This window comes from Streptomyces sp. Tue6028, assembly GCF_002300165.1.
Classification (GTDB): Bacteria; Actinomycetota; Actinomycetes; order Streptomycetales; family Streptomycetaceae; genus Streptomyces; species Streptomyces siamensis.
Genome location: NZ_MLCE01000016.1, coordinates 41957 through 55976, shown reverse-complemented (window position 1 = coordinate 55976; position 14020 = coordinate 41957). Strand labels below are relative to the sequence as shown.

Below are 14020 nucleotides of genomic sequence, written 5' to 3'. Positions count from 1 at the left end.
GCAATTATCCGTTAAAGGGTGCTCGATGTCCTGCGCGGAAGGCCAGGGGAGTTCCTCCGGCGGTACCGGCATGCCGGTACGAGGCCGCCGGGTCCGGCAGGGCCGCGACGGGGCCCGGTCGCCACAGCCGCACCAGTGAGAGGCCCGCCGCCGTCACCAGCAGGCCGTTGCGCACGACCATCAGCGCGCAGCCCGTCCAGGTGCTGTGGACCACCTCGCCGTACAGGGCCGGATAGATCACCGAGCTGACCGCCGTGGCGGTCACCAGCAGGGCCACGACCGGTCGTTGCGTGGTGTGCCGCGAGGTCAGGCACACGGCCGACAGGCCCAGCAGCCACACCATGTACTGGGGGCTGATCACCCGGCTCGTCACCGTGAACAGCAGCACGGCGGCGAGCGCCGCGTCGTACGGTGTCGCCGTCGTCCAGTGCCGCGCCCGCACCCGCCACAGCAGCAGGAGCCCGAACGCGGCGACGGTGAGGGCCAGCGAGACCGCGGCGACCTCGGCGACGTACGGGCCCACGAACTCCATCGCGCCGTACCGGTAGCGCGCCCTGCCCGGCCATCCGGCGTGGCGCGCCAGGCCCAGCACCGTTCCGCCGAGCGACTCGATCTGCACGCCCCGGCCGCCCTGCTGGCGCAGGAAGTCGAAGGAGTTGCGGAAGAGGGCGGCGAGGAGGGCGAGCAGCGCGACCGCGGCGACCGCCGCCGACGTCCACGCCTCCCGGGTGGTGCGGCCGCGCGGCGTGCCGACGAGCGCCAGCGCGGGCCAGACCTTCACCAGGGCGCCCAGCGCGGCGAACGCGCCGCACGCGCGCGGGGAGCGGGTCAGTGAGAGCAGGGAGAGGACGGCGAAGGCGGTGACCTGGACGTCGTACCGGGCCAGCGGCAGATGCAGCAGGAGCGGGAGGGCCAGCACCCACAGGGCGGCGCCGCGCAGACTGCGGCCGGGCCGGAGCCCCGCGCGCGTGAGGGTCCATGTGATCACCGCGTCCGTCGCGAGCGTGAGCGTCACGAAGGCCGTGAAGTACGTCAGCGCCGGCAGCAGGGCGGGTGCGAGCAGCACCGGGCCGGCGCCCGGCGGGTACTGCCACAGGTGGTCGCCCGACGGGAACGCGCCCTGTTTCAGGACGCCGTACCAGCCGAAGTACAGGTGGCGCACCTCGCGCGAGACGCCGCTCCGGCCGAGCGGTGCGAGGTGGTCGTGCGCGAGCAGCCACACCATCAGGGCGCGGGTCGCCAGCCAGGCGGCGGCGACGGCCCATGGGCGGCGCCCGCGCGGGCTGTTCCCCCGGTCCGGCCGGCTCTGTCCGTCCGGTGCGCCCTTCAGGTACCGGGGGCTCTTCCTGAGGCTCTTCAAGGTGCTCATCAAGCCCGGATCGTAAGCCGCGTGAATGCCTCAGGTAAGTTGATACGCCGTCAATACCTCGCATAGGTTGGTTAATAGTAAAAACTTGGGCGCATGGTCTGTGCGTGGCTGAGGCGTGCCGGAGGCGGACGTCCGGAAGCGGTGGCCGTCCTGCTGCCCGTGCTCGTCATGACCGCGGTCGGGCTCTGGGGGCTCGACCGCGGCGGGATGTGGCGCGACGAGGCGGTGACCTTCCAGGTCGCGCAGCGCTCGGTGCCGCAGATCTGGCACCTGCTGCACACCGTCGACGCGGTGCACGGCCTGTACTACCTCCTCATGCACCCTGTCCTCGCCGTGCACCCCGGCGAGTTCGCCCTGCGCCTGCCCTCCGTCTGCGGTGCGGCGGCGGCCGCGGGTGGCGTCGCCGCGCTCGGCGTCCGGCTGTGCCGCCCGCGCGTCGGCCTCTGGGCGGGACTGCTGTACGCCGTCACGCCGATGACCGGGCACTACGCCCAGGAGGGCCGGTCGTACGCGCTCGTCGCGGCCGGGGCGGTGGGGGCGACCCTGCTGCTGGTCCGGGCGGCACGGACCCGGCGGGCGGGCGGCTGGTGGGCGGTGTACGGCGGGACGGTGGCCGTCACCTGCCTGCTGCACGAGCTGGCGGCGCTCGTGCTGCTGGCGCACGCGGGCACGCTGGCGCTGGCCCGGGTGCCGGCGCGGGTGTGGTCGCGGTGGGCGTGCGCGGCCGGTGCCGCGGTCGTGGCGCTGGTGCCGCTCGTCCTCGTCTCGCGGGGGCAGTCCGCGCAGGTCGCCTGGCTGACGCCGCCCGGTCCGGGCAGCGTGGGGCGTCTGCTCGGGGCGTTCGTGGGCCCGGCGCTGCCGGTGGCCGTCCCGTACCTGCTCCTCGTCGCCCTCGCCGTGCGGCCGTCACGGCTCCGGTGCGGCGGGCTCTCGCTCCCCGCGGTGGCCCTGCCCCTGACGGTGGTCCCGCCGGCCGTGCTGATGACGGTCTCGTGCGCCTGGCCGCTCTACGACGAGCGGTACGTGCTGTACGCCCTCGCCGGGGCGCCCCTGCTCGCCGCGGCAGGGGTGGAACGCGCGGCGACGCTGATCGCCGGGGCACGGGTCGGAGCCGGGGTGCGCGCCCGCACGAGGGGTCGTGTCGACGCCGGGCTCAGGTCCTTGTCCGCGGCGAGGGGCGCGCGGCTCCTGGCGGGGGTGCGGCGGCGCCCGCGTCCCCGGCCCGCCGGTGCCACGGCCGTCACGCTGACCGGTGTGCTGACCGTCGCCCTCGCCTTTGCCGTCCAACTGCCCCTGATGCGCCGGGACCGCACGCCCGAGCATCACGGCGCCGACGATCTCGCCGCCGTCTCCGCCGCCGCCCGGCGCGCGCTGCGCCCGGGAGACCCGGTGCTGTACCTGCCGTCGATCGTGCGGCGCTCGGCACTGGCGTACCCGCGGGGGTTCCGCGGGGTGCGCGACGTCGCCCTGAGGGTGCCGGGCCCGGTGTCCGGGACGCTGTACGGACAGGAGGCGGGGCCGGAGGAGCTGCGCCGCCGGCTGGACCGGATCGACCGGGTGTGGATGGTGGCCGAGCCCTTCGCGCTGAGCCCGTCCTGGTACCCGCGCAGCGCGACCGAGCGGGTCAAACTCGCCGTGGTCGACGAGGAGTTCGTGCCTCGGGAGCAGGTGGTGCGGGAGGGCGTGACACTGCGGCTGTACGCGCGTAGGACCCCGCCGGCCGGCTGACGGCTCAGTCGCAGCCCGGGGTCTCCTCCAGCGCCGCGCTGTCCAGGGCCGCGGTCAGCCGGTCCAGGCGGGCCCGCAGTTCACGGATCTCCTCCAGGCCGGCGCCCGTCGCCGCGGCGATCCGGCGCGGCACCACCCGGGCGCGCTCGCGCAGCGCGGCGCCCTCGTCGGTGAGGTGGACATGCACGGAGCGTTCGTCGCGGGCGCTGCGCTCGCGCCGTACGAGACCGGCCGTCTCCAGGCGCTTGAGGAGCGGCGACAGTGTCCCGGAGTCCAGCCGCAGGTGCTCGCCGAGCTTCTTCACGGGCTGCTCGCCGTGTTCCCACAGCACCAGCATCACCAGGTACTGGGGGTAGGTGAGTCCGAGGTCCTTCAGGAGGACGCGGTAGACGCCGCCGAAGGCGCGCGAGGCGGCGTTCAGGGAGAAGCAGATCTGCTCGTCGAGGCGGAGGAAGGCGTCGTCGGACGTGTCCTCGGGGCTCGGGGCGGGCGTGGCGGTCATGGGTCAAGGATAGCCTTGGCGAGCCATTGAGTTGTGCACAACTGAATTGCGTGCTCTAATAGTGCTCGCAAGGCGGTCGGACCGGCCGCCCCGGCAAGCCCCCGACTTGAGAGAGATGGTCTCCATGGACGCGCTCTACACCGCTGTCGCCACCGCCACCCACGGCCGTGAGGGCCGCGCCGTCAGCTCCGACGGCAAGCTGGACGTCCAGCTGGCCCCGCCGGTGGAGCTGGGCGGCAACGGGCAGGGCACCAACCCGGAGCAGCTGTTCGCCGCCGGCTACGCCGCCTGCTTCGCCAGCGCCCTCGGCCTCGTCGGCCGCGCGGCGAAGGTCGACGTCAGCGAGGCCGCGGTGACCGGCGAGGTCGGCATCGGCAAGCAGGGCGAGGGCTTCGGTCTGAAGGTGACACTCCGCGTCGAGCTGCCCGACACCGTGGACCAGGCCGCCGGCCGCAAGCTCGTCGAGCAGGCCCACCAGGTCTGCCCCTACTCCAACGCCACCCGCGGCAACATCGACGTCAACCTCGTCGTCGAGTAGTCGCCCGGCCGGCTGTGACGGCTCAGGGCCCCACCCGGGCCAGCACCTCGCCCGTCTCCCGGCTCCACGCCACCACCGTCGCCTCCTCGGGGACCTTCCGCCAGCGCGTCAGCAGCAGCCAGCGGACGTGGTACCGGCGGGCGACGGCGGTGCGTTCGGCCCGGGTCGACGCCGGGTCGAGATAGGAACGGACCGCCGCGAGCCGCCGCAGCCGCTCGCCCTCGTCCAGGGCGGGGTCGGGCCAGGCGGGCGCGGCGAGGTCCGGTCCGTAGCCCGAGATCAGATGGACGGCGTAGTACCCGTCGGTGATGACCGCCTCGCCGGGCTCGATGTGCCGCGCCGCCCAGGCGTACGTCGGCCACCGCGGCGGCTGGTCGAAGCCGACCGGGTCGAGCGCGGGCGGCACGACCGCGCCGGCCTGCACGGTGAGGAAACCGGCGCACGCCCCCGCCGTCGCCACCAGACCGAGGCCGCGCCGCCACCGGGGCCACGGCCGCGGCGCCGCCAGCTCCACCCCGAGCGCGAACTGGAGCGGCACCAGCGTCAGCCCGAGGATCCTGCCGTACGTGTAGTGCCCGCTGACCCAGCCGTACGCCACCGCCAGGCACTCCAGCGCGAACATCAGCACCAGCGGGTCACGCCACCGGTGCCCCGCCTCCCGTTCGGCCCGTCGCGCCCGCAGCCACAGCGCGGGAACCCCGGTCAGCGCGAGCCAGAAGTGCCCGGGCATCCCTTCGTAGAGCCGCTCGTGCATCGCGTCCACGCTGCGGTCGCCGGCCAGCGCGAAGACGTCGAAGTACGGCCAGCAGGCGGCGACCAGCAGGGCCGCCGCACCGGCCAGCAGCCAGCGGCCCGCGACCGCCGCCGTGCTCCACGCCGCCGGTCCGGCGCCGGTCCCCGCCCCACGCCACCATCCCGCCACGAACGCGACCGCGCCGAGCACGGCCGCGATCGACGTGATCGGGTGCACGAGCACGATCAGCCCGTACAGGGCGCCGACCCCCGCGTATCCGGAGGCGCTGCCGAGTCCGCTCGGCCCGACGTAGCGGACGGGGCCGCCGGTCCCCCCGGCGCGCGCGCCCGTCAGCGCCCAGGCCCAGAAGGCCAGTCCGATGGCGAACGTCGACGGGTAGCCCAGGTTGCCCGTCATCGACATCAGTCCGAGATAGCCGCTCCACCAGGCCCGTTCGGTGCCCCACAGCAGCACCATCGCGCCCAGCCCCAGCACCGGCGCCCACGGGCGGGGCGTCAGGACACGGACGAACCGGCCGATGCCCGTCAGCAGCACGAGCAGGTTGAAGGGCCCCGACAGCCGTACCACCGCCCAGCCGCCCAGCCCGGTCAGCCGGGCGAAGGCCCCCTGTGCCACGGCGTACGGCGAGTAGTACGGACTGCCCTCGCCGGGCAGGTCCGCCATCGGATGCCGAGGGCTGAGCAGGTGCGCCTTGAGGCGTTCGACGACGGCCGCGTGCTGGCCGGCGTCGCAGCACAGCGGGACGCGCCAGTACGCCAGCGTCATCACCAGGAAGAACAGACCGCCGAACAGCTGGTACGGGGTGGGCCGCCAGGAGGATCCGCCGCGCAGCGCGGTCGCGCCGTGCGCGACCCGCCGGACGAGGACGTCGGCGCTCACCGGAGCCGCCCCGCCGGTGCCGGGACCCGCCCGGGGAGCGGGCGGGGCCGGGTGCGGTCCCGCGGGCGGACGCGGGCGCGGGAGGGCGGGCGGACCAGGGCGGGTTGCGGCATTTGCCGTATATTCCCGCGAAGGTCAACGCGCTAGCCGGGATTCACCTCATCGAGCGACCTCGGTGTCCCTGCGCAGCGGTCCCGGCACGGTGGCGCCCGCCGCCCGCAACCGCGGCCCTACGGCCTCCTCCAGGAGCAGCGGCAGTCCCACCACCGGCAGCAGCCACACCAGCACGATCAGCCGGTCGCCCCAGATGTTGATGTCGGGGTGCCCGGCCTGGTTGAGGACCCCGGTGAACGCCGCCGCCAGCACGAGGACGCCGAAGGCCGGACGCCGACGCAGCACGCCCCACGCGGCGGCCGCCAGCGCCGCCGGCAGCAGCGGCTCCCACAACTGGCGGCGCAGCCACTCCAGCCAGAAGTTGAACTGCAGATGGAAGAACTCCGGCCACACCCGGACGCGGTCGGGACGCGCGAAGTGGTTCGTCAGCAGATCCTGGAGGCTCTCGGTCTCGGACGGGTAGTGCAGCACCCTCGCCAGCAGGACCGTGGCCGCCGCCCCGCACCCGCCGACCACCGCGAGCGTCCGCAGCGGGCCCGACCACCGCCGCCGGCGCACGCAGAGCAGCGCGCATCCACCCGCGAGGCACAGGCCGAGGAACAGCGCCTGCGAGTGCTTCACCGTGAACAGCAGCGCCAGAGCCGCCCCGACGAGCCAGGTCCCGGCCCGCTCCCGGCCCTCCAGCACCAGCGCGCAGCCCCACAGGGCGGCGAGGGTCAGCGTCAGCAACAGCCCCTCCGTCATCGGGCGCATGGCCGTCGTGCCGCACGGAAGGACGTAGAACAGGGCCTGCCCGGTCAGCGCCGTCACGGTGGAGGCGCGCAGGCTGCGCAGCACGAGGAAGGCGAGGACGCCCCCGGCGACCGTGATGACGACAGCCGACGCCCACAGCCCCCACGTCACCCCCAGCACCGTGATGAACGGCACCAGCAGCACCGGATAGCCCGGCCGCACCTCGAAGATCCGCATGAACCGGGGCGGCATGAACGGCACGGTGTGCCCGGCCGTCTCCCCGGCCGCCAGCCGCTTCGACACCCCCCGCCACTGGTCGCGCCGGCACTCCGCCAGCACCCGCGCGTCAGGGCTGGCGGCGTGGAAGCGGATCACGTCCACGTCGTGGTTGCGGTGCGCGATCGCCACCTTGCCCGCACAGGCGTAGTCGATCGTGGCCGCCGCGGCGTCGTGCTTGCTCTCGCCGCGCAGACTCAGCGCGTACGAGAGGTAGTTCTTGGTGTCGGGGGTGTCCCGGCCGGTGACGTTGGCGAGCTGGAGCAGCGCGAACACGGTGGCCAGGACGAGCACCCAGAACCGGGGCGAGCGCGGCCTCACGAGGCGGTGACGGCGTCGTGCGCCGCCTGCGCGGGCACCGTGACGACCGAGGCCGGCTCGCCGGGCCGCTCGCCGAGCATCAGCGTCCGCACCACCCGCTCGGCGGCCAGCCCGTCGTCGAACTCGCAGAACCGCGCCCGGAATCCGGCCCGCAGCCGTGCCGACTCGTCGTCCCGCCACGCCTGGGAGTCGAACAGCCTCGCCAGTTCCCGGTAGGAGCCCGCCACATGGCCGGGCGCGTCGGCGGTGATGTCGAAGTACGCGCCCCGGCTCGCCGCATAGGCGCCCCAGTCGTCCGCGTACACGACGATCGGCCGGTCCAGGTTGGCGTAGTCGAACATGAGGGCCGAGTAGTCCGTGATCAGGACGTCGGAGGCGAGCATCAGGTCCTCGACGTGCGGCTCGTCCGTCGCGTCGACGACGACGCCGCGCCGGTGCAGCTCCGACAGCCCCATCCCGCGCGCCGGGCCGTCCGTGAGCGACGGATGCAGCCGTACGACGAGCGTGCGGCCGTCGCCGAGGTCGTCGGCGAAGCGGGCCAGGTCGAGCCGGTCCGCGTGGCCGCCCCGGACGTAGTCACGGCGCGTCGGCGCGTACAGCACCACCTGCCGGCCGTCCGGGATGCCGAGGCGGGCGCGGACCGCGGCAGCCGCCGTGCCGTCCCCGGACCGGGCGCGCACCAGGACGTCGTTGCGCGGACTGCCGGTGCGCAGCGAGGCGAAGTGGCAGGGGTAGGCGCGGTCCCAGACCAGTTCGGAGTGGCGGTTGGCGACCAGGCTGTAGTCCCAGCGGTCGGCGCGGCGCAGCATCTGCGGCACGTCGATGCCGTGCCGGGCGCCCGGCTTGTCGAGCAGATCGGCCGCCATGTGCTTGAGCGGGGTGCCCTGGTGGGTGTGGATATGGACGCTGCCGGGGCGCTTGGCCAGCGCGCCGGGCCAGTTGACGTTGTTGACGAAGTACGTGGCCCGCGCGGTGATCCGGCGGTAGCGCAGCGAGTCGAGCAGCACATGCTCGACGTCCGGGGGCAGCAGTGCCGCCTGCTGTTCGTCGCGCACCACCCACACCCCCCGGATGTGCGGGGCGAGTTCGCGCGCCGCGCGGTACACGGCCGCCGGGTCGCCGAGCACACCCCGGTGCGAGAACGCCGAGTACACCGCCAGATCCGGGTCCAGCGGCCGGTGCTCGTGGACGGCCGACCAGCTCCGCCCGGCCCGCGTCGCGGCGGCCTTGCGTGCCTGTGCGCCGCGACGCCCGAGCTCACGGACCGCCCGCCCCGCCTCCCGCCGGACCCGGTAGCGCCCGTAGCCGCCCTCCAGGACGCGCAGTTCGGCGGGTACGGGACCCGTGCGGAAGGTGCGGAACAGCGCCGCCGTCAGCCGGAAGAACTCCCGTTTGTCGGACTCCGGGAGCCGGTCCGGCTTGGAGAGGATGTCGAGACAGTGCTCGCCCATCTTGTGGTGGAGGTAGGGGCGCCACCCGGCGAGCTCGGGACGGGAGTCGACGAACGCGAAGACCCGATGGTACTGGTCGTGGATGTCGAAGTGCTTGCGGCTCGTGGTGGACAGGATGTTGCCCTGGCGGCGCTGGCGGTAGGCCAGACAGATCCGGTCCAGCGTGGCGATCCGCCCCGCGCTGAGCATCACCGGGAACGTCCACGGCGTGTCCTCGTAGTAGCCGGGCGGGAAGGCGAAGCCCTCGCGTTCGACGAACTCCCGCCGGTAGACCTTGTTCCACACCACCATCAGCAGGTCGAGGATCTCGGGCTGCTCGGCGGCGGTGAAGGTGCCTTCCGTCGTGAGCAGCCGGGCGAGCACGTTCCTGCGGGTGCCTCCCCACCAGTAGGTGCGGGCGTAGTCGAAGACCAGCACGTCCGGGTCGGCGGTCTCGTCGAGACGGTCGGCGATGGCGCGCAGCGCGCCCGGCGTGAGCGTGTCGTCGCTGTCCAGGAAGAACAGGAAGTCGCCGGTGGCGTGCGGCATGCCGGCGTTCCTGGCCCGGCCGAGCCCCACGTTCTCGGGCAGGTGCAGCACCCGGACGCGCGGGTCGAGGGCCGCGTACTCGTCGAGGATGGCGCCGCAGCCGTCCGGCGAGCAGTCGTCCACCGCGACGACCTCCAGGTCGGTGTACGACTGCTCCAGGACCGAGTCGAGGCACTCGCGCAGGAAGCCCTGCACCTTGAAGACGGGGACGATGATGCTGAAGCGGGGCACGTCAGCTCCTAACCAGGGTCGCGGCGGGGGCCGGGATGCGCTCGGCGAGCGGCACGACGGGCGGGATCGCCTCCCGCGACTCGCCCAGCAGCACTCTGCGGACGACCCGTTCGGCGGCCCTTCCGTCGTCGAACTGGCAGAAGCGCTCACGGAACCGGGCCCGCAGGGCTGTCGAGACCGCGTCCGACCAGATGCCGTCGCCGAAGACCCGGGCCAGCTCCCCAGGGGTGCGCGCCACCGGCCCCGGGGGCGCCTGGAGCAGGTCGAAGTAGACGCCCCGCGTCTCCCGGTAGACCTCCCAGTCGTCCGCGTACACGACGATCGGCCGGTCGAGGTTGGCGTAGTCGAACATGATCGACGAGTAGTCCGTGATCAGAGCGTCGGCGGCCAGACAGACGTCCTCCGAGGACCGGTGCCCGGTCACGTCGATGATCCGGCCGCTGCCGCGCGCGGTGCCCGCGTCATAGAAGTAGTGGGCGCGCAGCAGGACGACGAACTCGTCGCCGAGCTGCTCGCAGAAGGCCTCCAGGTCCAGGCGGGACTCGAAGCCGGTGCTGTAGTCGCGGTGCGTGGGCGCGTACAGCAGGGCCGTCGCGCCCTCGGGGACGCCGAGGGACCGGCGTACCCGGGCCACGTCCTCGGCGGTCGCCGTGTAGTAGACGTCGTTGCGCGGATAGCCGTACTCCAGCGCCTCGTACGTGCCCGGGAAGGCCCGCTCCCACATCTGCGTGGAGTGACGGTTGGAGGAGAGGTTGTAGTCCCAGCGGTCCACCCGGTTCAGCAGCTTGGTGAAGCTGCCGGTCGCCGCGGCCACCACCGGGTACGTCGACTGGTCGACCCCCATCTTCTTCAGCGGCGTCCCGTGCTGGGTCTGCACGTGCACGCTGCCGGGGCGCTTGACGACGGCGTCCGCGAAGTTGGCGTTGTTCACCAGGTACTTGGCGCGGGCCAGCAGCTCCCAGGACCGGTGGCTGCCGATCACCGCGTGGTCGACGCCGGGCGGCAGCGCGTCCACCGCGTCGGGCTCGACGAGGAACACCGAGCGGATGTGCGGGGCGAGTTCGCGGGCCTTGGCATGGATCGCGGCAGGGTTGCAGGCGTAGCCGCGGCCCCAGTACGCGCAGTACACGGCGAGGTTCTCGTCGAGCGGGCGGCGCAACTGCGCCGCGTAGCGGACACGGGTGCGCAGGCCGCGCGGTCGCGGCAACCGCTGCATCGCCCGCGCCGCCCCCTGGTTGGCGCCCCGCAGCGCCCGGAACGCGCCGTACGCGCCGGCCGCGAGGAGCCGGTGCTGCACCCCGAGACTGCCCTCGGGCGGCCGGAAGCCGTCCGGGCGGTGGCGCCGGTAGAGCCGGCCGGCGCGGCGGAAGAAGGCCCGGCGGCGGCGCGCGGGCACCCGTGCCGGATGGGCGGCCGACTTCAGCACCAGGGCGAACAGCCCGCCGAACAGTGCCTGCGACACGGCCGCGGGCACCGCCGCGGTCCGGGCGGAAGCACGGGTGAGCACCAGCTCCACTTGGTCGAGGAGATCGAGCTGGTGCTCACCCGGCGCGTTGACGCGGCTGCCTTGGCGCCGCAGGTGATGCCGCACGCACACCGAGCGCAGGACCGCCGTCCGCCCGCCCGCCAGGGCCACCAGGCCGCCCCAGCCGGCGTCCGTGAAGTGCCCGTCGGGAAAGGTGAGGTCCTGCTCCTGGAGGAAGCCCCGCCGGTAGGCCGCGCTCCACGCCGGGACGTGCACGCCGATGACGTGCGGGCCCTTGTCGAGTGGCGGGACGCTCGACTCGCCCTCCCACCAGTGCACCCGCTCGTGCGCGAAGCAGAGGACGTCCGCGTCGCCGTCGTCGCGCAGTCCGGCGTCCAGGACCGCCAGCGCGCCCGGCACCAGGACGTCGTCGCCGTCGAGGAAGAGCAGATACGTGCCGGTCGCGACCGCCATCCCGGCGTTGCGTGCCGCGCTCAGCCCGCCCGACGGCGGCGAGTGGACCGGTGAGACCCGGCCGTCCCGCGCGGCGTAGGAGGCGGCGACCTCGCCCGCCGGGGACCGGGGCGCGTCGCAGACCGGGATCAGCTCGACGTCGCCGAAGGACTGGGTGAGGACCGAGTCCAGGGCCTGGGACAGGCGTCCGGCGACTCCATGGGTGGGCACGATGACGCTGAAGCGGGGCATTCTGCTCTTTCTCTCAGGGGCGCCGGGATCGGTTCTCAACGCCCGGGGCGTCCGGTGGGCCGCCACGTGGTGGGTCGCGTCGGGGTGGGTCGCGACGAGCTGGAGGGCACGTGGCCTCCGATTCAGAGGTTCTCGGTGACGGGGACGGGACCACCCGGTGCCGGGACGGTCGTGAGGGCGGCCGTCGGGCGGGCGGCCATCGCCGAGGGGACCGGGTGGCGGTCGGCGACCGGGACGAACGGCGGCAGACCGGCGCTCTCGCCGAGCACCACCCGGCGCACCACGCGTTCGGCGGCCTGTCCGTCGTCGTAGGGACAGAACCGGTCACGGAACGCGGCCCGCAGCTGTGACGAGCGCGAGCCGCGCCAGTGACCGGAGGCGAAGATGTCGATCAGTTCGTCCTCGCTGCGCGCGACCGCGCCCGGCGGGAAGGCCCGCAGGTCGAAGTAGGTGCCGCGGGAGGCCTCGTACGTCTCCCAGTCGTCGGCGTGCACGACGATCGGCCGGTCGAGGCTCGCGTAGTCGAACATCAGGGACGAGTAGTCGGTGACCAGCGCGTCCGAGGCGAGGCACAGCGACTCGACGCTCGGATGGTCCGACACGTCGATGAGCCGCCCGCCGGCCGCCTGGGCGAGCGGCGCCTCGTACGAGTGGTGGGCGCGGGTCAGCACCACGAAGCGCGGGCCGAGCCGGCGCAGGACGCGTTCCAGGTCCAGGGTGCGCCGCTGGGTGCGCCGGTAGTCCCGGTACGTCGGCGCGTACAGCACGGCGACCGTGCCCTGCGGGATGCCGAGCGACTCGCGCAGCCTCGACACGTCCGCCGAAGTCGCCTGCTGGAACACGTCGTTGCGGGGCATGCCGTACTCCAGCGTCGTGAAGGAGGACGGGAAGACGCGTTCCCACACCAGTGTGGAGTGGCGGTTGGCGGACAGGCAGTAGTCCCACTTGTCGGCGCTGCGCAGCAGCTCGGCGAAGTCGGTGCCGCGCGCCGCCGCCGGGCGGTCCTGGAGATCGAGGCCCATGTGCTTGAGCGGGGTGCCGTGCTGTGTCTGGATCATGATCTGGCCGCGCCGCTTGACCAGCCTCCGGTCGAAGTTGACGTTGTTCACCAGGTACTTGGAGCGGGCTAGTGCCGTCCAGTACGCGGCCGTGCCGGGGCGCAGTCGGCGGGTCGCGGCCGGGATCGTGTGGTGGTGCTCGGGGTGCGCGATCCACGCGGTGGTGATGTGCGGGGCGTGGCTGCGGAAGGCGGCCTCCAGGGCGCCCGGGTTGCAGCCGTGGCCGCGGCCCCAGTAGCTGGAGAAGACGGCGCGGTCGGAGCGCAGCGGAAGGCGGAGCTGGACGCGGTAGTGCAGCTGGAGCGCGGCCGCCCGTACGGTGCGCAGCAGGGCGGAGCACCGGCGCAGGACCAGGCGGCGCGAGCGTGACGCCAGGGACAGCAGGCGATACGTGCGGTGGGCGCCCAGGCCGACCAGCGTGTGCCGCACCCGGGTGCGTGGCCGGACGGGGGCGCCCGGGGCGCGGTAACGGCGGTAGTGGACACGGGCCTTGCGCAGGAACTCGGCCCGCGAGCCGCGCGGCAGCCGGCCCCGCTTGAGGAACACCGTCGAGAAGTGGTCGGTCATGCGGCGGAACAGGACCGGGCGCCAGTGCGCCAGTTCGGGGCGGGCGTCGATGTACGCGAAGACCCGGTCGTACTGGTCGAAGATGTCGAAGTGCTTGCGGCTGCTGGTGCCGAGGATGCTGCCGTGCCGCCGCTGCCGGTAGTGGACGCAGACCCGGTCGAGCGTGGCGATCGACTCGGCGGACATGAGCACCGGATACGTCCAGGGCGTGTCCTCGTAGTAGCCGGGAGGGAAGGTGAAGCCCTCCCGCTCGACGAACTCCCGGCGGTACGCCTTGTTCCACACCACCATCAGGACCCGCAGCAGCCCCGGCCGGTCGTCGAGCCGGAACGGTGCCGGGCCCTCCTCGGTCAGCTGCCCCGCGAACTGGTTGCGGACGGCCTCGCCGGACCAGTACGTGCGCGCGTAGTCGTAGACCAGGACGTCCGGTTCGGCGGTCTCCTTCAGCCGGTCGGCGATGGCGCGCAGCGCGTCCGGGGTGAGGGTGTCGTCGCTGTCCAGGAAGATCAGGTAGTCGCCGGTGGCGTGCTCCAGGGCCGCGTTGCGGGCGCGTCCCAGGCCCACGTTCTCGGGCAGGTGCAGGGCCTGCACGCGGGGGTCGCGGGCCGCGAACTCGTCGATGATCGCGCCGCAGGCGTCCGGTGAGCAGTCGTCCACGGCGATGAGTTCGAGGTCCGGGTAGGACTGTCCGAGCACTGATTGCAGGCACTCGTGCAGGTACGCCTGAACCTTGTACGCGGGGACGATGACACTGAACCTGGGCACGGGACATCCATGGGTCGGCGCGGGCATACCTGCCCGG

The 14020-nt window shown here is 73.5% G+C and carries 9 protein-coding genes; 2 read left to right on the top strand and 7 right to left on the bottom strand.

The genetic code is table 11. The features are described 5' to 3' along the window. Positions 1–4 precede the first annotated feature (4 nt). Positions 5–1369: a glycosyltransferase 87 family protein gene (locus BKI49_RS14725; protein WP_095934723.1), complete on the bottom strand. Its 1365-nt coding sequence runs from the start codon at positions 1367–1369 to the stop codon at positions 5–7. 93 nt (positions 1370–1462) lie between these two features. Here BKI49_RS14725 and BKI49_RS14720 point away from each other — a divergent pair, with 93 nt between their 5' ends. Continuing rightward, positions 1463–3097: a glycosyltransferase family 39 protein gene (locus BKI49_RS14720; RefSeq protein ID WP_257004790.1), complete on the top strand. Its 1635-nt coding sequence runs from the start codon at positions 1463–1465 to the stop codon at positions 3095–3097. 4 nt (positions 3098–3101) lie between these two features. On the opposite strand, the gene BKI49_RS14715 is transcribed toward BKI49_RS14720, so the two are convergent. Next, positions 3102–3599 carry a MarR family winged helix-turn-helix transcriptional regulator gene (locus tag BKI49_RS14715; RefSeq protein ID WP_095934722.1) on the bottom strand — a complete coding sequence of 166 codons (498 nt, stop codon included), beginning with the start codon at positions 3597–3599 and terminating at the stop codon, positions 3102–3104. 124 nt (positions 3600–3723) lie between these two features. Here BKI49_RS14715 and BKI49_RS14710 point away from each other — a divergent pair, with 124 nt between their 5' ends. Then, positions 3724–4137, top strand: a complete 414-nt coding sequence (locus tag BKI49_RS14710; protein WP_095934762.1) for an organic hydroperoxide resistance protein — start codon at positions 3724–3726, stop codon at positions 4135–4137. Between the two features lie 22 nt (positions 4138–4159). Here BKI49_RS14710 and BKI49_RS14705 read toward each other — a convergent pair whose 3' ends face one another. The 5 genes from BKI49_RS14705 to BKI49_RS14685 form a co-directional block, all read right to left on the bottom strand. Continuing rightward, positions 4160–5770, bottom strand: coding sequence for a hypothetical protein (locus BKI49_RS14705; RefSeq protein ID WP_095934721.1), 1611 nt, complete (start codon positions 5768–5770; stop codon positions 4160–4162). Between the two features lie 159 nt (positions 5771–5929). Further along, on the bottom strand, positions 5930–7213 hold the full coding sequence (locus BKI49_RS14700) for a hypothetical protein (RefSeq protein WP_373557550.1): 1284 nt from the start codon (positions 7211–7213) through the stop codon (positions 5930–5932). Continuing rightward, the gene (locus tag BKI49_RS14695) at positions 7210–9423 is read right to left on the bottom strand and encodes a bifunctional glycosyltransferase/CDP-glycerol:glycerophosphate glycerophosphotransferase (RefSeq protein ID WP_095934720.1); all 2214 of its coding nucleotides are present in this window, start codon (positions 9421–9423) and stop codon (positions 7210–7212) included. The genes BKI49_RS14700 and BKI49_RS14695 overlap by 4 nt, the downstream gene beginning before the upstream one ends. A 1-nt stretch (position 9424) precedes the next feature. Beyond that, the gene (locus tag BKI49_RS14690; RefSeq protein ID WP_095934719.1) at positions 9425–11593 is read right to left on the bottom strand and encodes a bifunctional glycosyltransferase/CDP-glycerol:glycerophosphate glycerophosphotransferase; all 2169 of its coding nucleotides are present in this window, start codon (positions 11591–11593) and stop codon (positions 9425–9427) included. A gap of 122 nt (positions 11594–11715) precedes the next feature. Next, on the bottom strand, positions 11716–13983 hold the full coding sequence (locus BKI49_RS14685; protein WP_095934718.1) for a bifunctional glycosyltransferase/CDP-glycerol:glycerophosphate glycerophosphotransferase: 2268 nt from the start codon (positions 13981–13983) through the stop codon (positions 11716–11718). Between the last annotated feature and the right edge of the window lie 37 nt (positions 13984–14020).

Excerpts from the sequence above, each read along its gene's own strand:
- BKI49_RS14725 (WP_095934723.1), bottom strand. The coding sequence starts at position 1,369 with ATGAGCACCTTGAAGAGCCTCAGGAAGAGCCCCCGGTACCTGAAGGGC.
- BKI49_RS14720 (WP_257004790.1), top strand. The coding sequence starts at position 1,463 with ATGGTCTGTGCGTGGCTGAGGCGTGCCGGAGGCGGACGTCCGGAAGCG.
- BKI49_RS14715 (WP_095934722.1), bottom strand. The coding sequence starts at position 3,599 with ATGACCGCCACGCCCGCCCCGAGCCCCGAGGACACGTCCGACGACGCC.
- BKI49_RS14710 (WP_095934762.1), top strand. The coding sequence starts at position 3,724 with ATGGACGCGCTCTACACCGCTGTCGCCACCGCCACCCACGGCCGTGAG.
- BKI49_RS14690 (WP_095934719.1), bottom strand. The coding sequence starts at position 11,593 with ATGCCCCGCTTCAGCGTCATCGTGCCCACCCATGGAGTCGCCGGACGC.